General features: G+C 46.1%; 22 protein-coding genes. 3 read left to right on the forward strand and 19 right to left on the reverse strand.

Annotated features, from left to right (window positions below):
• Positions 1-2 precede the first annotated feature (2 nt).
• The 9 genes from KGMB01110_RS02015 to KGMB01110_RS15215 all read right to left on the reverse strand — a co-directional run bounded on the left by KGMB01110_RS02015 (position 3) and on the right by KGMB01110_RS15215 (position 10,046).
• Positions 3-2,309 (reverse strand): RelA/SpoT family protein, encoded by a 2,307-nt coding sequence (locus KGMB01110_RS02015; protein WP_119297395.1) that lies wholly within the window; start codon positions 2,307-2,309, stop codon positions 3-5.
• Between the two features lie 101 nt (positions 2,310-2,410).
• Positions 2,411-4,123: a single-stranded-DNA-specific exonuclease RecJ gene (gene recJ / locus KGMB01110_RS02020; protein ID WP_119297396.1), complete on the reverse strand. Its 1,713-nt coding sequence runs from the start codon at positions 4,121-4,123 to the stop codon at positions 2,411-2,413.
• Between the two features lie 210 nt (positions 4,124-4,333).
• Positions 4,334-6,613: a protein translocase subunit SecD gene (secD, locus tag KGMB01110_RS02025; RefSeq protein WP_119299030.1), complete on the reverse strand. Its 2,280-nt coding sequence runs from the start codon at positions 6,611-6,613 to the stop codon at positions 4,334-4,336.
• Positions 6,614-6,625: 12 nt separating this feature from the next.
• On the reverse strand, positions 6,626-8,029 hold the full coding sequence (gene scfB, locus KGMB01110_RS02030; RefSeq protein ID WP_117601899.1) for a thioether cross-link-forming SCIFF peptide maturase: 1,404 nt from the start codon (positions 8,027-8,029) through the stop codon (positions 6,626-6,628).
• 123 nt (positions 8,030-8,152) lie between these two features.
• Positions 8,153-8,296 (reverse strand): six-cysteine ranthipeptide SCIFF, encoded by a 144-nt coding sequence (gene scfA, locus KGMB01110_RS02035; protein WP_117601898.1) that lies wholly within the window; start codon positions 8,294-8,296, stop codon positions 8,153-8,155.
• A 74-nt stretch (positions 8,297-8,370) separates the two neighbouring features.
• Positions 8,371-8,913, reverse strand: coding sequence for a stage V sporulation T C-terminal domain-containing protein (locus KGMB01110_RS02040; RefSeq protein ID WP_117602546.1), 543 nt, complete (start codon positions 8,911-8,913; stop codon positions 8,371-8,373).
• 125 nt (positions 8,914-9,038) lie between these two features.
• Positions 9,039-9,515, reverse strand: a complete 477-nt coding sequence (locus tag KGMB01110_RS02045) for a pyridoxamine 5'-phosphate oxidase family protein (protein ID WP_117602545.1) — start codon at positions 9,513-9,515, stop codon at positions 9,039-9,041.
• On the reverse strand, positions 9,479-9,622 hold the full coding sequence (locus KGMB01110_RS15210; protein ID WP_243112621.1) for a hypothetical protein: 144 nt from the start codon (positions 9,620-9,622) through the stop codon (positions 9,479-9,481). Before KGMB01110_RS15210 ends, KGMB01110_RS02045 begins: the two co-directional genes overlap by 37 nt.
• 217 nt (positions 9,623-9,839) lie before the next feature.
• Positions 9,840-10,046 carry a LysR family transcriptional regulator gene (locus KGMB01110_RS15215; protein ID WP_243112622.1) on the reverse strand — a complete coding sequence of 69 codons (207 nt, stop codon included), beginning with the start codon at positions 10,044-10,046 and terminating at the stop codon, positions 9,840-9,842.
• Between the two features lie 30 nt (positions 10,047-10,076).
• Between KGMB01110_RS15215 and KGMB01110_RS02055 the strand changes: the two genes are divergently transcribed.
• Positions 10,077-11,051, forward strand: a complete 975-nt coding sequence (locus KGMB01110_RS02055; protein WP_243112624.1) for an MATE family efflux transporter — start codon at positions 10,077-10,079, stop codon at positions 11,049-11,051.
• Between the two features lie 8 nt (positions 11,052-11,059).
• On the opposite strand, the gene KGMB01110_RS02060 is transcribed toward KGMB01110_RS02055, so the two are convergent.
• Together KGMB01110_RS02060 and KGMB01110_RS02065 are read right to left on the reverse strand one after the other, a co-directional pair.
• Complete coding sequence (locus KGMB01110_RS02060; protein WP_119297398.1) at positions 11,060-13,678, reverse strand: hybrid sensor histidine kinase/response regulator; 2,619 nt, start codon at positions 13,676-13,678, stop codon at positions 11,060-11,062.
• Positions 13,679-13,887: 209 nt separating this feature from the next.
• On the reverse strand, positions 13,888-14,307 hold the full coding sequence (locus tag KGMB01110_RS02065; RefSeq protein WP_243112625.1) for a TIGR04086 family membrane protein: 420 nt from the start codon (positions 14,305-14,307) through the stop codon (positions 13,888-13,890).
• 94 nt (positions 14,308-14,401) lie between these two features.
• On the opposite strand from KGMB01110_RS02065, the gene KGMB01110_RS02070 reads away from it, so the two are divergent.
• Complete coding sequence (locus KGMB01110_RS02070; RefSeq protein ID WP_117601896.1) at positions 14,402-14,848, forward strand: GatB/YqeY domain-containing protein; 447 nt, start codon at positions 14,402-14,404, stop codon at positions 14,846-14,848.
• A gap of 289 nt (positions 14,849-15,137) precedes the next feature.
• Here the strand turns inward: KGMB01110_RS02070 and KGMB01110_RS02075 are convergent, their stop codons facing one another.
• The 4 genes from KGMB01110_RS02075 to KGMB01110_RS02090 all read right to left on the reverse strand — a co-directional run bounded on the left by KGMB01110_RS02075 (position 15,138) and on the right by KGMB01110_RS02090 (position 20,407).
• On the reverse strand, positions 15,138-16,205 hold the full coding sequence (locus KGMB01110_RS02075; protein ID WP_119299032.1) for a peptidylprolyl isomerase: 1,068 nt from the start codon (positions 16,203-16,205) through the stop codon (positions 15,138-15,140).
• Positions 16,206-16,273: 68 nt separating this feature from the next.
• Complete coding sequence (gene mfd / locus KGMB01110_RS02080; protein ID WP_117889350.1) at positions 16,274-19,615, reverse strand: transcription-repair coupling factor; 3,342 nt, start codon at positions 19,613-19,615, stop codon at positions 16,274-16,276.
• A gap of 3 nt (positions 19,616-19,618) precedes the next feature.
• Positions 19,619-20,197: an aminoacyl-tRNA hydrolase gene (pth, locus tag KGMB01110_RS02085; protein ID WP_117601895.1), complete on the reverse strand. Its 579-nt coding sequence runs from the start codon at positions 20,195-20,197 to the stop codon at positions 19,619-19,621.
• Positions 20,198-20,221: 24 nt separating this feature from the next.
• Complete coding sequence (locus KGMB01110_RS02090) at positions 20,222-20,407, reverse strand: hypothetical protein (RefSeq protein ID WP_119297399.1); 186 nt, start codon at positions 20,405-20,407, stop codon at positions 20,222-20,224.
• Positions 20,408-20,472: 65 nt separating this feature from the next.
• On the opposite strand from KGMB01110_RS02090, the gene KGMB01110_RS02095 reads away from it, so the two are divergent.
• Positions 20,473-20,904 (forward strand): hypothetical protein, encoded by a 432-nt coding sequence (locus tag KGMB01110_RS02095; RefSeq protein WP_117601893.1) that lies wholly within the window; start codon positions 20,473-20,475, stop codon positions 20,902-20,904.
• A gap of 87 nt (positions 20,905-20,991) precedes the next feature.
• On the opposite strand, the gene KGMB01110_RS02100 is transcribed toward KGMB01110_RS02095, so the two are convergent.
• The 4 genes from KGMB01110_RS02100 to KGMB01110_RS02115 form a co-directional block, all read right to left on the reverse strand.
• Entirely contained in the window at positions 20,992-21,255 is a 264-nt protein-coding gene (locus KGMB01110_RS02100; RefSeq protein WP_117601892.1) for a glyoxalase, read from the reverse strand.
• A gap of 1 nt (position 21,256) precedes the next feature.
• Positions 21,257-21,922: an HAD family hydrolase gene (locus KGMB01110_RS02105; protein ID WP_117601891.1), complete on the reverse strand. Its 666-nt coding sequence runs from the start codon at positions 21,920-21,922 to the stop codon at positions 21,257-21,259.
• Positions 21,923-22,027: 105 nt separating this feature from the next.
• The gene (gene sigG / locus KGMB01110_RS02110; RefSeq protein ID WP_117601890.1) at positions 22,028-22,813 is read right to left on the reverse strand and encodes an RNA polymerase sporulation sigma factor SigG; all 786 of its coding nucleotides are present in this window, start codon (positions 22,811-22,813) and stop codon (positions 22,028-22,030) included.
• An 88-nt stretch (positions 22,814-22,901) separates the two neighbouring features.
• Positions 22,902-24,515 carry an MBL fold metallo-hydrolase RNA specificity domain-containing protein gene (locus KGMB01110_RS02115; protein WP_117601889.1) on the reverse strand — a complete coding sequence of 538 codons (1,614 nt, stop codon included), beginning with the start codon at positions 24,513-24,515 and terminating at the stop codon, positions 22,902-22,904.
• Between the last annotated feature and the right edge of the window lie 99 nt (positions 24,516-24,614).

Below are 24,614 nucleotides of genomic sequence, written 5' to 3' on the forward strand. Positions count from 1 at the left end.
TCTTAACCTGCTGTTCTTTCTATATCAATCACACCTGCGAGTTTCCGCATCTTATCGATCACCCGGTTGAGTTCGTCTCTTCCATGTACGATAAATCCCATTTCAATCGTGGCTGTTCCTTTTTTACTGGTTCTCACATTCATGGATTTCACATCGATCTTTGCCTCGGTAAAGATTCTGGAAATATCCATCAGAAGTCCCTGCTTATCTTCTGCAAACATCTTAAGTTCTGCCAGATACTGTCCTTCATTTCCTGCATCGGTCGGATTCTCCCATTCTGCACGGATCAGACGCCCTCTTTCGGAATCCGAAAGATTCAGCATGTTGATACAGTCTGTTCTGTGGATGGAAAGTCCTCTTCCACGGGTCACAAATCCTACGATCTCATCCCCCGGCACCGGAGAACAGCACTTGGAAAAACGAACCGCCATATCGTTGATGCCTTTGACCACGATTCCGCTTTTCGATCTTGCCACATGAATCTTCTGCTTGTTGGCATCTGCCACCTGTTCCAGAATCGTTTCGTCTGTGATCTCCTTGCGGTGATCCTTTTCAAACTCTTCCTGCAGGCGGTTCACGATCTGGCCTTCCTTCATTCCACCGTGTCCGATGGCAGCCAGTGCGGAATCCCAGTCTTTAAAGCCATATTTCTGCTGTACGATCTGCTGGTATTTCGGCTTCATGATATCCACCATGTTGATACCTTTTGCCCGGCAGTACGCCGCGATCATCTCACGGCCACGTACAATATTTTCTTCTTTATATTCCTTTTTAAACCACTGGTTGATCTTGTTCTTTGCCTGCGTACTCTTGACGATATTCAGCCAGTCTCTGCTCGGCCCTCTGGAATTGGCCGAAGTCAGGATCTCGATCCGGTCTCCGTTCTGGATCTTGTAATCGATACTGACCAGCTTGCCGTTGACTCTGGCTCCTACCATTTTATTTCCCACTGCGGTATGGATACAATAAGCAAAATCCACCGGCGTGGAACCGTTTGGCAGGTTCTTCACATCTCCGTTAGGTGTGAAACAGTAAACATCTTCCGCGAACAGATCCAGATCTCCCTTCAACAGGCTTAAGAATTCCCGGTTGTCCGACATATCTCTCTGCCATTCCAGGATCTGACGCAGCCAGCTTAACTTCTCTTCTTCCTGGGCTTTCATGCTCTTGCCTGCATCTCCGCCCTCTTTATATTTCCAGTGAGCCGCAATACCATATTCCGCAGTCTTATGCATCTCCTCCGTCCGGATCTGGATCTCGAAAGGCTGTCCCGTCGGTCCGATCAGTGTGGTGTGGAGGGACTGATACATATTCGGCTTTGGCATAGCAATATAATCTTTAAATCTTCCGGGGATCGGAGTATACATCTCATGGATCACACCCAACGCCCCATAACAGTCCTTGACAGAGTCCACGATAATCCGCACCGCAAACAGATCATAAATCTGATCCAGGGTCTTATCCTGGTTCACCATCTTTTTATAGATACTGAAGAAATGTTTGACACGACCGTAAACCTTAGCCTTGATGTGGGCATTTTCCATATGTTTGGACACTTCCGCCACAATGGCCTGCACAAACTCTTCCCGTTCTGTTTTCCGTTCATTTAACGCGTTGACCAGATCGTAGTACACATCCGGCTGAGAATATTTTAAAGACAGATCATCCAGTTCGATCTTGATCTTGGAAATACCGAGTCTCTGAGCGATCGGTGCATAGATATCCATGGTTTCTCTGGCCTTTTCCAGCTGTTTCTCCGGTCGCATAAACTCCAGCGTCCGCATGTTGTGAAGCCGGTCGGCAAGCTTGATGATAATGACACGGATATCCTTCGCCATGGCAAGGAACATCTTTCTTAAATTCTCTGCCTGAACTTCCAGTTTGTCCTTCGAATAAGACAACTGACCCAGCTTGGTAACCCCGTCTACCAGAAGCGCCACCTCTTCCCCGAACTCCCGGGACACATCTTCTACGGTCATCACCGTATCTTCCACCGTATCGTGCAAGATTCCCGCTGCAATCGTCTCTTTATCCATCTCAAGGTCTGCCAGAATGATTCCCACCCAGAGCGGATGGATGATATATGGTTCTCCCGATTTACGAACCTGATCTTTGTGAGCTTCCCTCGCCGTCTGATATGCTTTCTCCAACATGGAAATATCTGCGGACGGATGGTATTTCCTTACCCGGTCCACCAGCACCTGATACAGTTCTTCCGGATTCTGATAATCTTCAGGAGCTTTCATGGCATGACCGTCTGCCATCAGCAGATTTTCATTCATTTTCTGATATTCTAGTGTTCCGGACATCCGAAAGCCTCCTTTCTCTGCGCCAACTTTCTCATATGTACTACTCTCTTACTCTCTGAATTCCTCTTAATTTTTAGTCCATGGCGGTATTATACCACCATTCACTGATAATTTACAACTGTAAGCTGAATCGTTCTTCGTCCGTTGTATTCGTTGATCGAGGGGTAAAAGGTAAATGCCATTTCCTGCTTCCTCTGAATATATTCCAGACATTTCTTTGCCTCTCCGAAATAAATTGCCTCCATCCGGTTTCCCGCCGGATCCTGCACCTGGAATTTTAATACATTTTGATTCTTTCCCACAATCTGCGGATAATATACCCTCAGATTTTTTTCTGCAAAAAGAGGTCTTGTATTTCCTTTTCCGAAAGGAGCCAGAAGTGAAAACTCCCGGATCAGATCCTCGTTTATGTAAGCAAATGGCAGTTTCATATCAATGTGGATCCGCTCCGCCATATCCTCCCAGGACAGGATACAGTTTTCATTCAGCCTTTTTCTTAAGATCTCCACATTTTCTTCAGGAAGCGACACCCCTGCTGCCATTTTATGCCCGCCAAATTTGAGGAACAAATCTCTGCATCGATTCAATTCCGTGAACATGTCATATGCCTCTATAGAGCGCCCGGAACCTTTGACACCTGTTTCTGCCTTTGTCAGAACCAGCGTCGGCCGACTGTAATGTTCCCGGATTCTTCCGGCAATGATCCCGGCGATACTTTCATGGCATTCCGGCAGATAAACGACCAGCACCTTATCCTGTTTCAGTTCCGATGCTTCAATCTGATCCATTGCCTCTTTGACGCCTTTTTCTGTCAGCTCTTTCCGACTGTCGTTTAAAACTTTCAGATCCTCTGCCAGCACCATGGCTTCTCTTAACTCCTTTGCTTCCAGAAGCTCCAGAGCACGCTTTGCCGTATCCAGGCGCCCGCTTGCATTTAAACAGGGACCCAGTATGAATCCGATATGATACGGATTGATCCCGTCTTTCGGGATATTGGTGCACTCCATCAGCGCCCGAAGTCCCAGGTTCTTCGTGCGTTTCAGCATCTCCAGTCCCTGTCTGACAAAGATCCGGTTCTCATCCACCAGATCCATCACGTCACCAATCGTTGCAATGGCCACATTTTCCATCAGATCATCCAGATCCGTCGAATCCTCTCCCATCGCCTCGGTCAACGCCTCCACCAGTTTGTATGCAACTCCCGCTCCACATAATCCGTCAAACGGATAAGGACAGTCCACACGCTTCGGATCGATCACCGCATCCGCCGGCGGAAGCTGATACTGTTTTTCTCCTTCAACTTCTGTAAACGGTACCTCGTGATGATCTGTCACCACCACAGTCAACCCCAGTTTCTTTCCGTAGGCAATCTCCTCTTTCGCAGCGATTCCATTGTCACAGGTTATCACGGTATCCACCCCGTCCGATATCGCCCGATCGATCAGAAGCCGGTTCAGGCCATAACCATCCCGGATCCGGTCCGGAATATCCGTATCCACTTCCGCCCCCAGTCTGACAAGCCCTTCCTGTAAAATGTAAGTGGCATTGATCCCGTCAATATCATAATCACCGATCACGCGGATCTTTTGTTTTTCCCGGATCTTCTCTGACAGAATTTCAATGGCACGGTCCATATCCTTCATCAGCATCCCATCATACAGATCTGAAATGGTACCGTTTAAATAGGCATCAATCTCCTCCATTGTGGTCAGATCTTTGTTTCGGATCAGCCTTGCAGTAATCGGGGAAATGTGGAACCGTCCGGCAATCTCCTGAAAATCCGCTTTTTTCATGGTCAGAAACCATTTTTCCATTGTTTCTTCTCCCTGCTTTTTTATCAAACTATATTATAATCTATTACATTTTGTCTGCATTATCTTCCCGTTCATGTTCGTTGAACACTTCATACAGGCATTTTATATTCTTTCATCATTACAATCTTCCATCGATATTTTTCCGAATCTCATGCATATGCCACAAGGGTGCTGCCGGAAGCAGCACCCTTGCCTGATCAGATTTCTGTTTTATTTTTTCCGTTTTCTGGTCTGTTTTGCCGTCTGTTGTTTGCCGATTCTGGTGGTCATCAGATACCAGAGTGCTCCGGTGATACATACGGAAGAATAAGCTCCCCATGCCACACCGACCATCAGCGGTAATGCAAATTCACGGATCGAGCTTACCCCCAGAATATAAAGCACTGCAACCATAACAAAAGTCGTAAAGGTTGTATAAATGCTTCGGGTCAGCGTCTCTGTGATACTGCGGTTGACCGTTTCGGACAGCTCCTCTTTCTTGTTGCGCTTTAATTCCTCACGGATTCGGTCAAAGATTACGATCGTCGCGTTGATGGAATATCCCACGATGGTCAGAATACATGCGATAAAGGTATTACCAACCGATACACGGGCAATGGCATAGAACGAGATAACAATCAGCACATCATGGATCAATGCCAGAACCGCACTTCCCGCAAACCGGATATTCTTAAACCGGAACCAGATATAAAGCAGCATACAGATGGTTGCCATGATTACCGCGGTTACCGCATCCGATCTCATTTCGGAACTTACAGTTGAACTGATATTTTCGGACGTGATGTCGGTTTCAGCCACGCCGAACTTCTCCTGCATCATGCTGTTGAAGGCTTCTCTCTTGCTCAGATCCAGCGTCTGGGTCTTAAAGATAACCTGATCGCTGTTCTGTACCTTCTGTACCTGAACGTTTTTGTCTCCGGTCACATCTTCGATCAACGGAACGATATCTTTGTCAATCTCATCCAGGGAATACTCCTTATCAAAGGTAACTGTGGTTGCAGTTCCGCCCTTGAATTCCAGGCTGTAATTCATGGCGCCTTTTCCCTGGCTGTGGTTGAAGATACCAAATCCAAGTCCGATCAGCATTGCTGCGATAGAAATGGCAAAAAAGACCTTCTTCTTGGCAAGGAAGTTGATCGGAGATCTCTCCGGGCGTACCTTTCCGTAGAATTTCTGATCCTTAATTCCCACTGCATAGAATGCATAGATGATCAGTCGTGTGATCACCAATGCCGTAAACATGGAAAGAATAATACCAAGTGCCAGTGTCTGTGCAAATCCTTTCACAGTACCGGAACCTCTCCACCACAGCACAATAGCCGCGATGATAGTGGTTACATTACCGTCTACGATAGCAGACATTGCTTTATGGAATCCATTTTTCAGGGCAGCTTTCACATTGTGTCCTGCGCTGATTTCCTCTCTCACACGTGCAAAGATGATAACATTGGCATCTACCGCCATACCGATACCGAGAATGATACCTGCGATACCCGGTAATGTCAGTGTAATATCAAATGCATTCAGACAAATAACAACCAGCTCTGTATAGATCAGAAGTGCAAGTCCGGATGCAAATCCCGGCAACAGATATACAATACACATAAATACGAAGACAATTGCCAGACCAATCGCACCTGCCATCAAGCTGGTGGAGATTGCTTCCTGTCCCAACTGTGCTCCGACCACATTTGATCTTAATTCTTCAAGCTGAAGATTCAAACCACCGATTCGAATGGTAGAAGCCAACTGTTCAGCCTCTTCAAAAGAATCCATACCAGTGATCTGTGCCTGTCCATCAGAAATAACAGACTGTACATTCGGAACACTGACGAAAGCTCCGTCGTAATAGATTCCGATACTTTCTCCTGCCGCATAGGCTTTCTTCGTTGCCTCTGCGAATTTCTCGGTTCCGTCTTTTGTAAAAGAAAGGCTGACTACGCTTTGATTTTTCTTTGTGTCCTGATCGGTTCTGGACTCTGCAGTTGCATTTTTTACGTCATTTCCGGTCAGAACGATGGAGCCGTCTGCTTCCAGTTCTTCGATCGATTTATTCAACTGCCAGTCTGTTCCGGTATCTCCCGTGGAGCTTACGTAGGAATAGTTCTGGTTGCCCTCGCTGTCTGTCTGTGCGATGAAATACAGGGTTCCCGGCTGTCCCAGTTCATTTAAGACTTCATCTGCATTCTGTACACCCGGGATCTCGATACTGATTCGATCGTCTCCCTCCTGGTAAACAGAAGCTTCGGTACTGTACTGCTCCACACGTTTCTGCAACTTGTAGATCGTATCAGACATATCTTCGGAAGAAGGCTTGTCTCCCTTTACCTGATAGGTAATGCTGACTCCACCTTCCAGATCCAGACCCAGCTTAATGTTTTTCGCTGCTCCCGTTTGTGTCGGTCCGATTCCGATCACTGCCGTATAAGCCAGAAAGACCAGAACTGCCACGGTCAGGATCAGGCTTACGATCCCCTTTTTTTTGCTCATGTTACTCATGGTTTACTTCCTTTCTTCATCCGCTAATGCGGCTTTGATCATGATTGCACATTCCACACGTTTTCGCTCCATCTCACAGCCCACATCGTAAGTATCGTTGAGAGAGCCGTGGAATTTGTAGGAATTTGCCATACATCCGCCACTGCAATAAAATCTTGCAAAACAATGTCTGCAATCTTCCTTGGAATAAACACTTAATCCCCGGAATTCATCTGCAATTTCCGGATGGAGGATTCCTTCATCTACATTTCCCATCAGGAAATCCTCATCTCCTACGAACTGATGACAGGGATACAAATCTCCCCACGGAGTCACTGCCAGATATTCCGTACCGGACCCACAACCTGAGAGTCTCTTGGAAACACAGGGACCGCCTTCTAAGTCGATCATGAAATGGAAGAAGTTAAAGCCCTTTCCTTCCCGCTGTCTTTCCACGATGATCCTTGCCAACTTATCATATTCTTCAAAGATCTTTGGAAGATCCTCTTTCTGGATCGCATAAGGATCTGTCTCTTCTCCAACTACCGGCTCAATAGAAATCTGTTTGAAACCAAGGGATGCAAAATGCAGGATATCCTCTGAAAAATCCAGATTGTTACGGGTAAAGGTTCCCCGGATGTAATATTTCTCCTGATGTCTGCTCTCTGCCAGTTTCTGAAATTTCGGAACGATCAAGTCATAGCTTCCTTTTCCGTTTCTGAACGGCCGCATCTGGTCATTGATCTCTTTTCTTCCGTCCAGAGACAATACCACGTTGTCCATCTCTTTATTGACAAATTCCTGGATCTCATCGTTTAACAGGACTCCGTTGGTTGTCACTGTAAAACGGAAATGCTTGTCGTGGATCTTCTCCTGCTCTCTTCCGTAAGCCACCAGATCCTTGACAACCTGCCAGTTCATCAGCGGTTCCCCGCCAAAGAAATCCACTTCCAGATTATGTCTGGAACCTGAATTGGCAATCAGGAAATCCAATGCCTTCTTTCCCACTTCATAGGACATCAGTGCCCGTCTTCCATGGTATTCTCCCTCTTCTGCAAAACAGTATTTGCAGGCCAGATTACAGTCATGCGCAATATGTAAACAGAGCGCCTTTACCACCGTCTTTCTCTGTTTTACCACGTCTACGAAATCTTCATAAATATCTTTCGTATAAAGACGTCCCTCTCTGGTAAGCTCTGTAACTGCCTCCAGCACGTCTTTTAAATCTTCTTCCGGATAGGTTCCGCTCAGTTGTTCTTTCAGTGTTTCCCAGGTTTCTTTCTCCTGAAGCGTCTCTGCCGTATGCTCCGGATTGTATTCCGTCAGCACCCGGATCACATCATATGCCAGAGGATCCACTACATGGACGGAACCGCTGTTCACATCGAGAACAATGTTATATCCGTTGTTCTGATACTGATGTATCACACCTGTTGCCTCCTTTTATCTTTCTCTTATCTCCTTAACTTTCTAATAATCTATCGATCTGTCACATGCATAACAACAAGGCAGCGACCGTGGCCGCTGCCTTCCCGTGCGATTGTATCCTGATTATTTACAGTGCTCGCAAGTCTGATTTCCCACAGTACAAGAAGTCTTACATGCTGACTGGCAAGATGTCTGACATTCTCCGCATCCGCCTTTTTTTACTGTATGGTTCAGAGTCTGCGTATTTAATGTCTTAATATGCTTCATCTTCGTCCCTCCTATGTTTTTCAAACTATTCTTATATAGTATAGCACATGCCCTTTGGATTGGAAAGACTTTTTTTATGTCAGCTGACATCCCAGGAACCGTGCCGTTGCTCTCGCAATCTTCAGTTCGGCTTTCCCAAATTTCTGCTCCTCTTCCCGGTTCAGAAAAACAATGGCACCTACCGCATCTCCGTCGCTGATCACCGGTGTGATCACTTCCTCGCAAAACTGCGGATCCTCCACTGTGATCTTGCAGAATTCTTTGCTCTCTTCTTCCGCAAAGACCTGTTTTCTCTCGGAAATTACTTCTCTTAACTGCTCCGTCACATAATTTTCTTCCATCTGTTTCTTGCCGGCTCCTGCCACTGCAATCACCGTATCATTGTCCGTGATACAGACGGTACAGCCCAGTGACTCTGCCAGGCTCTGTGCATACTGGGTGACTGCCGTTCCGAATCCTCCGACCGGAGAATATTTTTTCAGAACAACCATCCCTTCCCGGTCCGTAAAGATTTCCAGTGGGTCCCCCTCTCTGATTTTTAACGTCTTACGTATTTCTTTCGGAATCACGATCCGTCCCAGATCATCGATCCGCCGGACAATCCCCGTTGCTTTCATATGCTGAATTTCCTCCTGCTTTTCGTTATATTTTCCCATATTTCTGATGCTTCTGTTTTTCATTTTCCAGCTTTAAACTGTATGGGTAGTATGTGGAAATCCGGGAAATTTATGCGAAATTCCCTTTAAGATTCGTTTACCAGCTTTCCGGTCATATGCTCCGGGATCAGTTCCAGGCACCAGGTGGCTTCCAGATATTTTCGAAGTTCTTCCTTTATATATTCCTGATCTTCCGTAAACTTCAAGCACAGATTCTCGCAGATTTTTTTCTTCACCTCTGCATCCTCCAGCACTTTCATTCTGCCGAAGACCACCACGCTTTTGATATTCAGCGCCCACTCGCCTTCTTTTCTGTAACCTTCATCATGGACACAAAAAGAAACTTTATCGCATTTCTCTATGGCATCGATCTTATGGCCTTCTTTTGCTCCGTGAAAATAGAGATGCCCGTTTTCTTCACAGTACCAGTGGGTCATCGGGATTCCGTACGGATATCCGTCATCTCCCAACATCGAGAGGATTCCTCTCGGTTCCTGCTTTAAAATTTCCACACACTCTTCCGTTGTCAGTTGTTGCTTTTTTCTTCGCATTTCTCTAAACATTTTGCTCTTACTCCTGTTCCGGTTTCTTTTTCCTGATTATAGCACAAAAACAACGTTTTTACCGTTTTCATCTGAAGCTTCGCATCAATCGCCTCACAATCCTCCATGGTAATCGCTTCCTCTGTATCTACACGTTCATATGGAATCTCCAGTTGTTCCAGACATTCATCCTTTCCATCACAATGTATTTCTGTTCATCTTGCTTCTTTTCTCTCAAAAGCGTATCATGTATGCAAGGATAACAAAAGTGAATTTTTCAGATGATCCGTCCTGATCATTTAGTTTTCGAATTTCTGTTATGGGATTCTTCCGGCAAGTGCAAAATCACATAGTCCCAGAACAGCTCCGCCGAAGGCGTCTGGTGACGTGATGCTGCCAGTCCGATCCCGATTTCTTCCGTTGAAGCAATTGAAAGCCAGCCTCTTTTTCCAGCGTCATCATGCTCCGACTGATTCCCGACAGCGTATATCCCAGCTTTTCTGCCGCAGCCGTCATACTTTTTTCCCGCAGAACTTCTGTCAGTTCCTGCACCTTTCCCTGCCTTTGATCTTCGGAAATATCTTGCAACAGTTTTACAACACGATCGACGCTTTTGTGGTCGGCTATTTTTCCGGCACCGATGATTTGCCGCCATCGGGATTGCCGGCCGCTTTTTTATATAACATGTACGCAGCCGCACTGCGCGCTTCCGGGGACACCGTTGCTGCACTTTGGATCCTGGCTGCTTCCATTTTCTCCAACCTGCTGTTGGATCTTCTCTTTGTGGCATATTTTCACGATGGAATCGCAGGTGCTGCCAAAGCCACTGCACTGACACTGTTCTTTGCCGCTTTCCTGTGTATTGCCTATCTGTTTCACTCCCACCGGAAATTTCTGTTCCAAAAAAAAGACTGCATCTTAAGATTGTCTATGATCTACACAACCTTAAAATGCAGCCTTATCACTTTCCTTCATCAGGCCAGCCTTTATATCGGGAAGGCCCTGGTCCAGGGAACTGTCAATACCGGAGGAACCGAGCTGATCTCTGCCTACACAGCCGGCACCCGGATCGAAGGATTTGCCAATTCTTTCGGGGACAGTACCTCTGCCGCTACTTCCGTCCTGATCTCCCAGAACTACGGAGCCGGTAACAGACAACGGGTCAAGCAGACCTTCCTACACAGTCTGAAATCCACCCTTACTCTGGGGATTCTCTGTGGACTTCTTTTATCGGTAACCGCTCCTCTTTCCATCCGGCTCATGATCGGTACCTCTCAGGCAATCGCTTTTTCCCGTGCAGTTCATTACCTGCGCTTTATTGCATGGTTCTATCCCTTATGCTTCATCGGCGGAACCTTCACCGGACACTTTAACGGAATCAGTAAAATGATATTCACCCTGTGCGGCACTCTGTTGCAAATTGTCCTTCGGGTCATCCTGTCCGCCTCTTTCTTCCCCGGTATGCAGTTAAATGCTGTTGCACTTGCCACCGGACTCGGCTGGTTCCTTGCCGTCTCCTTCTGGAGCATCTGCTATCTGATGCGGCATCAACGATAATATCCGCCCTATTCGCGATTGGTTTTGCAGCACCGATACAACGTATCCAGCAGTTTTTCCAGATTCATCGGCTTTGCCAGATGCTCATTCATACCCGCATCCATAGATTTCTTTACATCTTCACTGAATGCGTTGGCTGTCATGGCTATGATTGGAATCGCCTTTGCGTCCGGCCGCTCCATTCCACGGATCATGGATGCTGCTTCCACTCCGTTCATGACCGGCATCTGGATATCCATCAGGATCGCATCATACGTTCCCTCTTCAGAACCTGCAAATTTTTCTACACAGACCCGTCCGTCCTCTGCCCGTTCACAGGAAATCTGTTTCATGGCAAGTAATTCCTCTGCCACCTCATAATTCAGATCATTGTCTTCTGCAATCAGAAGATGCAGACCGACGCAGGCCGCCTCGATTTTGCAACGATGTTCTCCGTTTGCCTGTCCTGACCCTTCTTTTGTTAATCTTTCTGGACAGGCCACTTCAAATTCCAATTGGAATCTGGTTCCTTTTTCCGGCACACTCTTCACCGAGATCTTGCCGTCCATCAGATCCACCAACTGTTTGACGATGCTTAAACCAAGACCGCTTCCCCTCACCTGGTTGACTCTGGTATCTACCGCCCGCGTAAATTTATGATACATTTCCTTCATGTAAGCCGTCGTCATCCCGATTCCGGTGTCCTCGATCACCGAAATAAATTTTACCACACCTTCCTTTTCCGACGGTTCCTCGTACATTTCAAAGGTAACCTTTCCACCATCCGGTGTATATTTCACGGCATTGGACAGAAGATTTACATAAATCTGCTTGAGTCGAAAAGCATCGATCCATACATATTCCCTGAAAATGTCATGCTTCTTTCCAGACAGTTCCAGATTTTTCCTGCCTTTTGTATTCTGAATAATGTCCATACATTCGTCATACAGCTTCAGCACATTTGTCTCCTGCGGTTCATTTCGCATCTGTCCATTCTCAATCTGAGTAAGATCTAGCACATCGTCTGCCAGTTGCTGCAGATATTTTCCAGCGGCTTCAATCTTTTCAAATGCATCCTTCACTTTCTCATGCTGTTCCAGATTCTCTTTTGCAATTCTGGTAAAACCAAGCATCGCATTTAGAGGCGTCCGGATATCATGCGCCATACGAGACAAAAACTCCGTCTTTGCTGCATTGGCTCGACTTGCCTCTTCTGCAATCGCAATCCAGTTCTGTTCTCTTCGCTTGCTGTCGCTGATAATCCTTGTCACATACAGCACATTCACCGTCCGACCAGAGAAATCACGTTTTTTCACCACAAATCTCGCTATGTGCCAGTTTCCATCTGTTGCCAGATATTCCATGGCAAGGGTTTCTTCTTCACTGAGCCTGTCTGCCAGTGTCGTAAGATCAAAAAATTTCCGCACCCTGTCCCGATACTCGGTTGCCACGAAATTCTCACAGATTTCCACCATCTTAGATGAAGCTTCTCCTGAATTTCCAGTCAGTCTGTGGATCTCGTTTTCGCTGGAAACCTCTTCATAAAAATCTCTTTCCAGATCAATCCGAAAAATAGAGACATAAATCTTACTGATCGCCGAAATAATTTCATTGCTAAGCTTCGTTTCTTCCAACGCAACTTCCAGTTCATTCTGTCTCCTGCGCTCCTGTGCCACAATATCGTCCACATTTCGGAAACCCAACATCATTCTCACGGAACCTTCCTCCGGTTCCATACAGACCGCATACGCTTCAAAATATTTAATCCGTCCATCCTCCATTCTGGTTCGATAACGGAACGCACATCGCTCTCTCTTTTTAAACTCCCGCTCCAGATAGGTGCGATCCAGCCTTCTGATAAAGTCCTGCCGGTTAGATGCATCCACAAATTTCTCAGCATACATGGAAATTGCTGCATCATAATTGGTGATCTCCCGCTCTGCCTGCCATCTGAAACTGGATGCAATCTGTTCATTTGCCAGTTTTAAGACTCTGGCTCTTCCATCCCCCAGATTCACCGCATACACAGCAATATAATCCCGGCTTAACACACTTAAATATTCCTGATCCTGTCTCAGTTCGATCCGGTTTTCATCCAGCTTTTTGTCCTGCCGGTAACCAGACCAGATACTTCCCAGATGTCCACCCACCAGCTCCAGCATGTTAATAAAGATATTGACTTCATCTATCCTCGGATTATCCAGACCGATAAAGCCGCTGAGCTGTTTTTTCCAGAAAATCGGAAACGAAATTTCTGTAACTATATCCTGAAAAGAAAGGAGCTCATATTCCGAAGGCATCGTAACTCTTATAACCTCCAGATCTGGGATTACCACACTTTTTCCTTCTTTAAATAACTGATACCAGCAGGGCATCTCTTCTGCATGAATCTTCTGAAGATTCTGGATCTGAGGTAATACACCTTCTGCACACCACTCATAGGTATTGGTATATACTTTCTCATTTTCTAATGCTTCAAATATATAGGCTCTTCCTGCCCCGGTATAGTCTCCCAGCGCCTGAAGAAGCCGATTGATCTCCTTTTCACTCGCCTCCAGACTGTCCGCCCGATCGATCAGAACCAGTTGCTGAAAGATTAGTTCCAGATCCTGAAGATGTGCTTTCGTAAAATCTTTCGATTGATTCATAAATATCTATCACAATTCCTTTCGTACTTTTCCTGAGTTTCTTCTTAATAAACGTATATTTTTTTAAATTAAAAATGCTTGAACAAGCCAAAAACTCCACTTTCTTACATTGTCAATTATATCATCACTCAAAGCACATCATCAATTCCGTCCACGCCGGAAATCATGCCATTCAGGAAACCATCATTTCCGAAGTCCTTAAAATCACCTCATGAAAGCATTCCGCCCAGCATCCCGCTTCCGGTACACAAAATCATCGTTACCGCCATGTTCCAGAGCGATCCGCTCTTTTCGTGATACACACAAAATGAAATCAGAACCATCAACAGGAAATAAAGAAAACCGGAAAGAATTCCCCAGAGAAACTTTCTGGTTTTCATCCGTTTTCCCAGAAGAAATCCCCCTGCAAAGTTCGACAAAATATAAATCCCAACGATTCCTCCTGTCACCATCTCCTCAGATATCCTGAATTTGTAAAGCAACACCGAAAACAGCAGTAAAAATCCTGCCGTGATCCCATACGACACCAACAATGTTTTCACCACCGAAGACGCCAGATCGATTCCCTGCCTCTTTTCTTTTTTTCCCATACTTTCCATTTTTCCACCTCGTCCACTTCCTTTTTTCATATCTATGCATCCCACAATTATTTCATGCCACTTGTCAAGAACCCTCTCCCCTGTTAAAATAAATGCAGACCGTAAAAAGACTGGAGGAGATAATATGGGCAAAATTGAAGAAGTAAGAGGCGAAATGGTCAAAGCCATGAAAGCAAAGGACAAGGAACGCAAAGACAGCCTGTCCGCACTTCTTTCCGCATTAAAAAACAAAGCCATTGATAAACGGGAAGATCTGACCCCGGAAGAAGAGGGACAGGTTATCTTAAAAGAGATCAAACAGGCAAAGGAAAGTCTGGAAATGACACCGGCTGATCGTACCGATCTGATCGAAGAATACCAGAAACGAATCGCTGTTTTCGAAGAATTTGCACCGAAAATGATGGACGAGACCGAGATCAAAGCCGTCATTGACGAAGTATTGGCTACTCTCGGAATTGATACCCCGACTGCCAAAGACAAAGGACGCATCATGAAAGAACTGATGCCAAAAGTCAAAGGAAAAGCAGACGGCAAACTGGTGAACCAGATTGTGGGAGAACTGTTGAAGTAATCCTTATCCTCCCGCAAAAGGTTGCAACGGGAACCTTTTGCGGGAGTTAAAGGTGTATTCCTATAACTCACATATGAAATTTGTTTTAAAAAGATTAAACCGCCTTCAGCCCTTTATTTTCAAGGGCTGAAGGCGGTTTAATCAACACGTTTTTTATTTTCCAGATTATAAACAGATGGGACAAAACATTACCTTATAACCATCTCACGCACTCCGAAAAAAGGGTTGCATAAGGGAACAGCCACAGCCCGGGTACTTCCTGAGAGTAAGCGTTAGCGTAGCTCGAAGGTTAGTTGTTTGTAGCATTCTGATCGGAGCCTACTGCGTAGTCCTCCTCTTCTTCCTGTTTCAATGTCACTCCCTGATCGATAAAACTGATCTTTTCCCAGACTTTCTTGTGAAGCTTCACCGTAGTGTCTTTCTTCCATTTCTTCAGAAGAGAATCGTACCGATCTGTCTTTCTCTTCTCTACGATCTCTGTCTTCTTCGCATCGGTTGCTTCTCTGTCTAAAAGGCTGGTCAGCTTGACTACATAACATCCACTGTCTGTCTCGATCAGATCAGAGACCTGACCTTCTTCCATGGAATCTGCTGCCTTTACCACATCTGCATCCGGGCTTGTACTGTCAGAATCGAAAGTCGCAGTCTGCACTTCCAGATCAGCTTCCTGTGCTGCAGCATCCAAGTCTGTATTACCAGCTGCCTGAAGCTGGTTCACAAAATTCTGCGCGGTTTCTTTTACAAGTGCCTTCTCATCATCTGTCATGGCACTTGTCGTTCCGTCTGTACCTGTCTTGGTATAGGAAAAGGTCACATACTCCATCTGTTTCTGTGCGGCTTCCTCGTCCGTTACATTTTCATCGACACCCGATTTCATCGCCGGCTCCATCTTATTCTGGATCGTCAAAAGTGTCAGAACACGCTCTACATTTTCCTCATCGCCGGATACAATCTCCTTGTCGGCAAGTGCATTATTTTCCACAAACTCTTTTGCCGCACTGGTGATCTTTTCCTTTTCTTCTTTGGAAAGTTCCACATTATAATCTTTCATGTGGTCTTCCATCAGATACATATTCTCCAGATTCTCAATCAGAGTATCTTTGACCTGAGATTCGTAAGTTACGCCATCACTCAGTTCTGTCTCCCACATATTATCGCCCATAAATCCTGAGTAGTAGGTCTCAAACTGTGCCTGCTGCATTCTGGCATAAAAGTTTGCCACTCCTGCTGTGATCTTATCTTCTCCAACTTCCGCAACCACTTCTGAATCGTTGAGTTTTCCGCATCCGCCAAGTACTACGGTACTTAAAACTGCCACAGAAGCTGCCAGAAATATTTTACGCTTTAGGTTTTTCATGTTATTTATCTTTCCTCCAGATTTTATCCGCTTTCCGGACATTTTGTCTATATTATATCCTTTTTCTTTCAGGCAAGCAATCCTTTTATATCAATTAACAGCTTTTTCACAAGCTCCAGCACATCTCCGTCTTTTTTCCCGGCACTGATACCTTTCTTCTGATAAATAAAAACCGGAGGCTCTTCCATCTTGAAATTCAGATCGCCCCTGTATTTTTCCAGAAGTGCCGGAATTTTTCCCGGATCCGAACGTGCCTTTTCATACATGACAAACCGATAAGTATCCTGTTTCTGCTCTACCACTGCCACATCCGCTGAATGTGCCAGTGCTTTTAAATTGGCGATCTGCAACAATTGTTGTACCTTTTTCGGAAGATCTCCGAACCGGTCGATCAGCTCTTCCAGCATATCATCCATCTCCTCTTCCGATTCGATGGCAGCGATCCGCTTGTAAATATCCAGCTTCTGATACTCATTCGGGATATAAGATGCCGGGATATAAGCATCCACGTCCAGATCGATGGTGGTGTTGAAAATTTCTTCCGGGATCTCTCCCTTCATCTGCCGAACCGCCTCATTTAACATCTTACAATACAAATCATATCCCACGGCTTCCATGTGTCCGTGCTGCTCGGCTCCCAGCAGATTTCCGGCTCCCCGGATCTCCAGATCCCGCATGGCGATCTTAAATCCGCTTCCCAGATCCGTAAATTCCCGAATCGCTGCCAGTCGCTTTTCTGCCACTTCTTTTAACACCTTATCTCTCCGATACAGCAAAAAGGCATACGCCATCCGGTTGGATCTTCCCACACGACCTCTCAACTGATACAACTGGGACAGTCCCATTTTATCTGCATCATGAATGATCATGGTATTCACATTGGAAATATCCAGTCCGGTCTCGATAATCGTTGTGGAAACCAGAACATCGATCTCCCCATTGATAAAATCGTACATGATACTTTCCAATTCATGCTCCGGCATCTGCCCATGGGCAAAGGCGACCTCTGCATCCGGAACCAGTTGCTTGATCCGACCTGCCACATCCGCAATATCCTGTACCCGGTTGTAGACATAATACACCTGTCCATCCCTGGAAAGTTCCCGCTCAATGGCTTCTCTTACCATCTCATCGTTGTATTCCATCACATAGGTCTGGATCGGCATACGATCCATAGGAGCTTCCTCCAACACACTCATGTCACGGATTCCGATCAGACTCATATGAAGGGTTCTCGGAATCGGTGTGGCCGTCAGCGTCAGAACATCGATATTTTCTTTCATCTTCTTGATCTTTTCTTTATGAGTCACGCCGAAACGCTGTTCCTCATCGATGATCAGAAGCCCCAGATCCTTAAACTCCACATCTTTTGAAAGCACACGGTGGGTTCCGATCACAATATCTACCATTCCTTTTTTCAGGTCTTCCAACGTCTGTTTCTGTTGCGCCGGTGTCCGGAATCTGCAAAGCAGTCCCACTTTTACCGGGAATTCCTTCATCCGCTGTACGAAGGTATTGTAATGCTGTTGTGCCAGAATGGTGGTCGGCACCAAATAGACGACCTGTTTATTTTCCTGCACCGCCTTAAAGGCTGCACGAATGGCAATCTCCGTCTTTCCGTACCCGACATCCCCACAGATCAGGCGATCCATGATCCTGGTACTTTCCATATCTTTTTTGACAGCTTCAATGGCCTGTAGCTGATCTTCCGTCTCTTCAAAGGGGAACATTTCTTCAAATTCCCGCTGCCAGACTGTATCTTCTCCGTACACATATCCGTCCGTCTGCTGCCGTTTGGCATAAAGTTCCACCAGATCCTTTGCGATCTGCCGGACCGCTCCTTTGACCTGACTCTTCGTCTTCGTCCACTGAGCCGTTCCCAGCTTGTTAAGACGCGGTTTCTTCGCATCGGCTCCGGCATACTTCTGGATCATATCCAACTGAGTAGCCGGGATATACAAGGTTCCGCCTGCCGCATAAGAGATCTTCATGTAGTCCTTCGCCACTTTTTCTACCTGGATCTTTTCAATCCCCTGATAGATACCGATTCCGTGGTTTTCATGCACCACATAATCGCCCACATGCAACTCGGCAAAATCCTGAATCTTCTGGCCGTCATAGGTTTTTCTGCGCTTTTTCTTCTTTTTGCGGCCGAAAATATCGCTCTCCGCGATCACCATGAATTTCAGCATAGGGTATTCATACCCTTCTGCCACATGGCCGTAGGCCACCAGAATCTCTCCCGGATTTACGGTGCGTTCCATATCTTCACTGAAAAAACTGTTCAGATCATAATCCCGCAGATCCTCTGCAAGACGTTTTGCCCTGGTTCTGGATCCGGATAAAAGTACGACCCGGTATTTTTCCCGTTTCAGACGTTTCAGATCTCTGGTCAGTGTCTCGAAACTGCTGTTATAAGGATTGACTCTTCGGACATCCAGCGGATAAATTCCACGGACACGGAACTCTTTGCACCTGGTTTCCAGCGTGGCAAACCCCACACTGTAAAACTGGTTGATCCTCCGATAGATTTCTTTTGCAGGGATCATCTCTTTTAATTCCTGATCCAGATGCATCTCCTGCTCTTCCCGTTTTTCCCGGCTCTTTTCGACTTCCTGTTCCACTTCTTCCAGCGCTTCTGCCAGACGGTTTGGTTCGTCCAGAAACAACAAGGTCTCTTCCGGATCAAAATAGTCCAGAAAAGAACACGGGCTCTCTCCATCCGTTTCCAGATCTCCGGCCGGATAGACCGTGATCCGTTCCAGATTTTCAATCGAGCGCTGACTGTCCGGATCGAAGGTACGGATGGAGTCCACTTCATCCCCCCACAGCTCGATTCTCACCGGCACCTCATCGGTCAGGGGATAAATATCCAGGATTCCGCCCCGAACCGCAAACTGTCCAGGCGCATCTACCTGGATTTCTCGCTCATATCCTGCCTCAGCAAGATACTGCTCCACTGCTCTCAAATCCAGTGTCTGTCCGCTTTCCACTTCAAGGGTATGCTTTCGGAAACTTTCAAGAAGTGGCATCCCGTCCAGAAACGCATCCATGGTCGTGATAATGGTCAGATCTTCCGGGGCATTTAAAATCTCCCGGATCACTTCCATCCGTTTCTGAAGCAGATATTTTCCCTTAATATCCGCATGATAAAACAACAAATCCTTCGCCGGATAAAGATACACATTTTCACTTAAAAACCGATATTCTTCATAGGTGGATGCCGCCTTTTCCGAACTGGATCTGATAATCAGCTTCTTCCGAAACTCTCCGGATAACCCGTACATCAGATGGGTCTTTTCCGATCCGCTGCAATTGGACAAAAGAAGCATTCCCGCCTCTTTTTTCTGTTCTTTTTGAATCTCTTCCAACTCCGCCAGTTCCCGCAGCGGAGCCAACAACGCCTGCATCATCTACTTTTCCCTTTTCTTCCGGTTGAATTCATTCATTGCCGCCTGAATTTCCCCTTCCAGCATCAGTTCCACAGCCTGTACACTGTGCTGACATCCTTCCTCCATCAGTTCCTGTTCTGCCTTGGAAAAATGTCCCAGCACAAAATCTTTCAGATCATAGTTCTTCGGTTTTTCTCCCACACCGATCTTCACTCTCTGAAAGACCTGGGTTCCCAGATGGGCAATGATATTTTTGATTCCGTTATGTCCGCCCGCACTTCCTTTGGCACGGATTCTGATATTTCCCGGATCCAGACTGATGTCGTCATAAAGAACGATCAGCTCTTCCTCCGGATCAATCTTATAATAATCCACCAGACTCCGGATACTTTCTCCGCTCAAATTCATATAAGTCTGCGGTTTTGCAAGGATCACTTTCTGACCGTTGATGATTCCTTTTCCCAGATAAGCCATATGTTTTCTGGTGTCCATGGAAATCTGATATTTGTCTGCCAGATGGTCGATTGCCATAAAACCGGCATTGTGTCTGGTTCCTTCGTATTCTTTTCCCGGATTTCCGAGTCCTGTTATAATATACATATTCCGTTCACTCTCTATACTTTCTTATTTTTTCGTTTCTTTTGTTCCGTATTCCTTTTTCATATGCGTTTCCGTTTCATTCCCGGATACCTTCCGGTTTTCCCAGTTTGCTCCAACGCTTATTGTATCGAAAAACCGGCCTTTTGTCATCCACCTTCTATCAGAAATCTGAATCCTGCAATTCTTCCATGGCTCGTTATTTCCTGTCATACTCTCGGATCTCCTGCATATATTGGTATCAATCCATCGGATTAACAAATTTCTGGAGGAATCTTATGCAGTCAAAGACAAGAATCATCGTACTTCATATGAAAGAGATCATTTACACCGTGATTTTTCTGCTGCTCGGTATCCTTTTGATCGTTCTTCTGGCTTCTATGTTCCTGCCAGGCAAAAACGACAAAAGCAGTTCAGCAAAAAAAATTTACACGCCCGGTGTCTACACCTCTGCCCTTACCTTAAACAACACGACCCTGGAAGTGGAAGTCACCGTGGATGAATCCCATATCAATTCCATTCGCTTTGCCAATCTGGATGAAACAGTCACCACCATGTTTCCACTGCTCCAGCCTGCCATGGAATCCATTGCAGACCAGATCATCGACACCCAGTCTCTGGAAGGACTCTCTTATCCGGAGGATACACCTTATACCTCACAGGTTCTGGTGGAAACCATTCAAAAGACCCTGGAGAAGGCAACCCGCTAAAATCGAATCACCCCCGCTAAGACGTACAGCCTGTCGGCTGGCTACGCTCTGCGGGGGTGCATCACAAGGTCTTACTTTTTCTTTTCTTTAACCTTCTACGATCAGATACTGTCCGTTTGGAAGCGGAAAGACTTCAGAAGCCTCTTCCAGTTCTTCAGAAGACATGCCATCCACGTCCATTCCATTTTCCTCAAAATATTCTCTGACTTCATCCAGTGATTCCACAACCACTGCCATACAGTCTTCCAGAAAAGCCTCAGCTTCAGGAATCGTCTCCGCAACCGGCTCGTCAAAGAGCTGTCCCTGGTTCTCTAAAAATGTCATTACGCACTCTTCATCATACTCGTACACGTCAAATTCCTCCCTTGTTTATCTCCTCTAATATCTGAACCGGCCGGTCTAAAAGGATGGTTGCTCCTGCTTCTTTCAGTTGCTCAACGCTTCGAAATCCCCAGGTAACGCCCAGCGTCTTCATCCTGGCAGCCGTTCCCGTGGCAACATCTACTTCGGAGTCTCCAATGTATACACATTCTTCCGGTTTCACCCCAAATTTCTCTGCGATCTGAATGGCTGCATAAGGATCCGGCTTTCTCGGAATCCCTTCCTGCTGTCCCTGTACCCAGTCAAACATCTCTTTTCCGAAGACTTCTTCCACCACATGAACTGCCTGTCGGTGCGGCTTGTTGGAAAGTACTGTAAGTTTCATCCCCTTTTCTTTTAATGCCTGCAGCAATTCCACGATTCCATCGTATGGGGTCACATGATACGTACAGTTTGCATCAAACACTCTGTCATAGACTTCCATTCCTTCTTCGATTCTTGAAAGAGTCGTATCCCCGGAAGCTTTTAACGCCTTCTCGATCAGAACACGGGATCCGTTTCCTACAAACGCTCTGCATTTGCTTCGCTCCAGAGCCGGATATCCCATCTCTTCCAGGGTAAGATTCACAGAGTACGTCAGAGAATCCAAAGTGTCCGTCAAAGTTCCATCCAAGTCAAAAATACATAATCGAAACATACCTTTTCTCCTTTTGTTCAAACGCCAGTTCTGACACTATCCCTATCATAGTATGAACCGATTAAAATTTCAACCTGAAAATCGTTTCTCTGGCGGTTTTCCGTTTTACTTTCCCGTCAGATATTGTTTCATGATCCGGAGAGCATTTTTCTCCAGACGGCTGACCTGTGCCTGAGAAATAGCGATCTCCTCCGCCACCTCCATCTGTGTCTTTCCCTCGAAGAATCGCAGGTTGATAATGTACCGTTCCCGCTCATTCAGGCGTTCCATCGCCGCTTCCAGCGACAATTCCTCTACCCAGTTTTCCTCCCGGTTCTTTCGGTCGCTGACCTGATCCATCACATAGAGCGTATCTCCTCCTTCGCTGTAAATCGGTTCATAAAGACTGACCGGCAACTGAATCGCATCCAGGGCAAAAACAATCTCTTCCTTCGCAATCCCGATCTCCTCAGAGATTTCCTGAACCGTAGGTTCTTTCAGATTCTTTTTCACATAGCCTTCTTTTGCATAGATGGCTTTGTATGCAATATCTCTCAGCGATCTGCTGACCCGGATGGAACTGTTGTTGTCTCTTAAATATCTCCGAATCTCACCGACTATCATCGGAACTGCATAGGTCGAAAACTTCACCGCACGCTCCGGTTCAAAATGATCCACCGCCTTCATCAGTCCCACACAGCCGATCTGAAACAGATCATCCGCATTTTCATTGCTGGCAGAAAACCGTTTAATCACACTGAGTACCAGACGTAGATTTCCTTTGATATAGGTATCTCTTGCCTCCTGATCCCCCTCTTTGATCCGCGCAAATAAAGCTTCCTTCTCTTCTTCATTCAAGAGTGGAAGCTTCGATGTATTCACCCCGCATAGTTCAACTTTATTCAGAGCCATAGCAAAAATCCTCCTGGTAAAATGTTCTACTAGAATTTTTCTCACTATGGCTCTTTCCTATGCGTTTCTTAAAAAATTAAAAAAAGTTTTAGTCCTTGACACGTTTCCATTTCTCCGCCAGATTCAGAATCTGTGCCTCGAATTTTGCACAGTCCTTGTTGGCAAGTCCCTCGTTCTGATAGATCACATCCATCAGGAGACGTCCTGCTGCCACCAGTCTTGCAAAGACAGAATCCGCCTTTCTTGCCGCCGGTTTCTTCTTCTGGATCGGAACCGGAATTCCCTCGGTAATAATGACATTTTCTGCCAGATCCACCTGCCCGCCGGAATACGGTGCAAAGGCCGGACAACCGATCTCTTTTGTCACCAGTTCTGCGAAATGATCCGTCACCTCATCTTCCCCGTGAACCACAAATACGTGTTCAAGCGGAGTATCAAAGCCTTTCAGCCATGCAAGCAGACCTCTCTGATCTGCGTGGCCACTGATTCCTTTCAGACTTTCGATCGACGCTTTCACCTCGATCGTCTCTCCAAAAAGCTTCACTTCCGTGACGCCCTCGATCAGCTTTCGTCCCAGAGTTCCCACGGCCTGATATCCAACGAAAAGGATAGTACACTCCGGTCGCCACAGATTATGTTTCAGATGATGGCGAATTCTTCCCGCGTCACACATACCGGAAGCGGAAATGATCACTTTCGGCTTTTCTTCCATATTGATCAGTTTGGATTCATCACTGGTTACTGCTACTTTCAATCCGTCAAATTTCAACGGGTTGATCCCCTGATTTACCAGCGTCATGGCATCCTCATCAAAACAGCCTCTCATGTTCTTTCCGAAAATATTGGTGGCCTCAATCGCCAGCGGACTGTCCACATAAACTTCAAAATCCGGATTCACTTTCACCAGATGCTTTTCCTTGATTTCCCGGATAAAATACAACAGTTCCTGGGTTCTTCCCACTGCAAAAGAAGGAATGACAACGTTTCCGCCCTTTGCGAAGGTTTCGTTCAGAATCCGCGTAAATTCTCCTACATAATCCGGTTTTTCCTCGGAATGGATCCGGTCTCCGTATGTAGATTCGATCACCACATAATCTGCTTCTTTGGTTGGGATCGGATCTTTGATGATGGGCTGATCCAGGTTTCCGATATCTCCGGAAAATACGATCTTCTTCTGAATCTCTCCTTCCGTGATCCACACTTCGATACTGGCAGAACCAAGCAAATGCCCCACATCGGTAAATCTGATCCAGATTCCTTCACTGAGTTCAATTTTCTGATTATAATCACAGGGCTCAAACAATGCGATAGCATCGATGGCATCCTGTACGGTATAAAGTGGCTCTATCTCCGGCTGACCGGCTCGTTTGCCCTTTCGGTTGCGCCACTCTGCCTCAAATTCCTGAATGTGCGCACTGTCTCGCAACATCACATTACAGAGATCCGAGGTTGCAAACGTCGTTACAATCCCGCCTTTGAATCCATTTTTCACCAGAAGTGGTAATAACCCGGAATGGTCGATATGTGCGTGTGTCAGAAGTACATAGTCAATCTCCGGAGGCGGTACCGGAATCTCCTGATTCTCGTATAGATTCGGTCCCTGCTCCATACCGCAGTCTACCAAAATATTCTTTCCGCATGCCTGCAGTAAATGACAGCTCCCTGTTACCTCATGATCCGCTCCAATAAAAGTTAGTTTCATAAGTCTTCACCAGCCTTTTCCTGGCACATCCAGTCCATGTGCAAAATGCATGATTTACATGTAATTTTTTCTGTATTATATCATATTTTGCACAATTTT

The sequence above is a fragment of the Mediterraneibacter butyricigenes genome, from assembly GCF_003574295.1.
In the GTDB taxonomy this organism is placed as follows: Bacteria; Bacillota; Clostridia; order Lachnospirales; family Lachnospiraceae; genus Mediterraneibacter_A; species Mediterraneibacter_A butyricigenes.

What these genes read in the sequence shown, in the direction of transcription:
- KGMB01110_RS02015 (WP_119297395.1), bottom strand. Translation starts at nt 2,309, where the DNA reads ATGTCCGGAACACTAGAATATCAGAAAATGAATGAAAATCTGCTGATG.
- recJ (WP_119297396.1), bottom strand. Translation starts at nt 4,123, where the DNA reads ATGGAAAAATGGTTTCTGACCATGAAAAAAGCGGATTTTCAGGAGATT.
- secD (WP_119299030.1), bottom strand. Translation starts at nt 6,613, where the DNA reads ATGAGCAAAAAAAAGGGGATCGTAAGCCTGATCCTGACCGTGGCAGTT.
- scfA (WP_117601898.1), bottom strand. Translation starts at nt 8,296, where the DNA reads ATGAAGCATATTAAGACATTAAATACGCAGACTCTGAACCATACAGTA.
- KGMB01110_RS02040 (WP_117602546.1), bottom strand. Translation starts at nt 8,913, where the DNA reads ATGAAAGCAACGGGGATTGTCCGGCGGATCGATGATCTGGGACGGATC.
- KGMB01110_RS02045 (WP_117602545.1), bottom strand. Translation starts at nt 9,515, where the DNA reads ATGTTTAGAGAAATGCGAAGAAAAAAGCAACAACTGACAACGGAAGAG.
- KGMB01110_RS15210 (WP_243112621.1), bottom strand. Translation starts at nt 9,622, where the DNA reads ATGGAGGATTGTGAGGCGATTGATGCGAAGCTTCAGATGAAAACGGTA.
- KGMB01110_RS02060 (WP_119297398.1), bottom strand. Translation starts at nt 13,678, where the DNA reads ATGAATCAATCGAAAGATTTTACGAAAGCACATCTTCAGGATCTGGAA.
- KGMB01110_RS02065 (WP_243112625.1), bottom strand. Translation starts at nt 14,307, where the DNA reads ATGAAAAAAGGAAGTGGACGAGGTGGAAAAATGGAAAGTATGGGAAAA.
- KGMB01110_RS02070 (WP_117601896.1), top strand. Translation starts at nt 14,402, where the DNA reads ATGGGCAAAATTGAAGAAGTAAGAGGCGAAATGGTCAAAGCCATGAAA.
- KGMB01110_RS02075 (WP_119299032.1), bottom strand. Translation starts at nt 16,205, where the DNA reads ATGAAAAACCTAAAGCGTAAAATATTTCTGGCAGCTTCTGTGGCAGTT.
- mfd (WP_117889350.1), bottom strand. Translation starts at nt 19,615, where the DNA reads ATGCAGGCGTTGTTGGCTCCGCTGCGGGAACTGGCGGAGTTGGAAGAG.
- pth (WP_117601895.1), bottom strand. Translation starts at nt 20,197, where the DNA reads ATGTATATTATAACAGGACTCGGAAATCCGGGAAAAGAATACGAAGGA.
- KGMB01110_RS02090 (WP_119297399.1), bottom strand. Translation starts at nt 20,407, where the DNA reads ATGACAGGAAATAACGAGCCATGGAAGAATTGCAGGATTCAGATTTCT.
- KGMB01110_RS02095 (WP_117601893.1), top strand. Translation starts at nt 20,473, where the DNA reads ATGCAGTCAAAGACAAGAATCATCGTACTTCATATGAAAGAGATCATT.
- KGMB01110_RS02105 (WP_117601891.1), bottom strand. Translation starts at nt 21,922, where the DNA reads ATGTTTCGATTATGTATTTTTGACTTGGATGGAACTTTGACGGACACT.
- sigG (WP_117601890.1), bottom strand. Translation starts at nt 22,813, where the DNA reads ATGGCTCTGAATAAAGTTGAACTATGCGGGGTGAATACATCGAAGCTT.
- KGMB01110_RS02115 (WP_117601889.1), bottom strand. Translation starts at nt 24,515, where the DNA reads ATGAAACTAACTTTTATTGGAGCGGATCATGAGGTAACAGGGAGCTGT.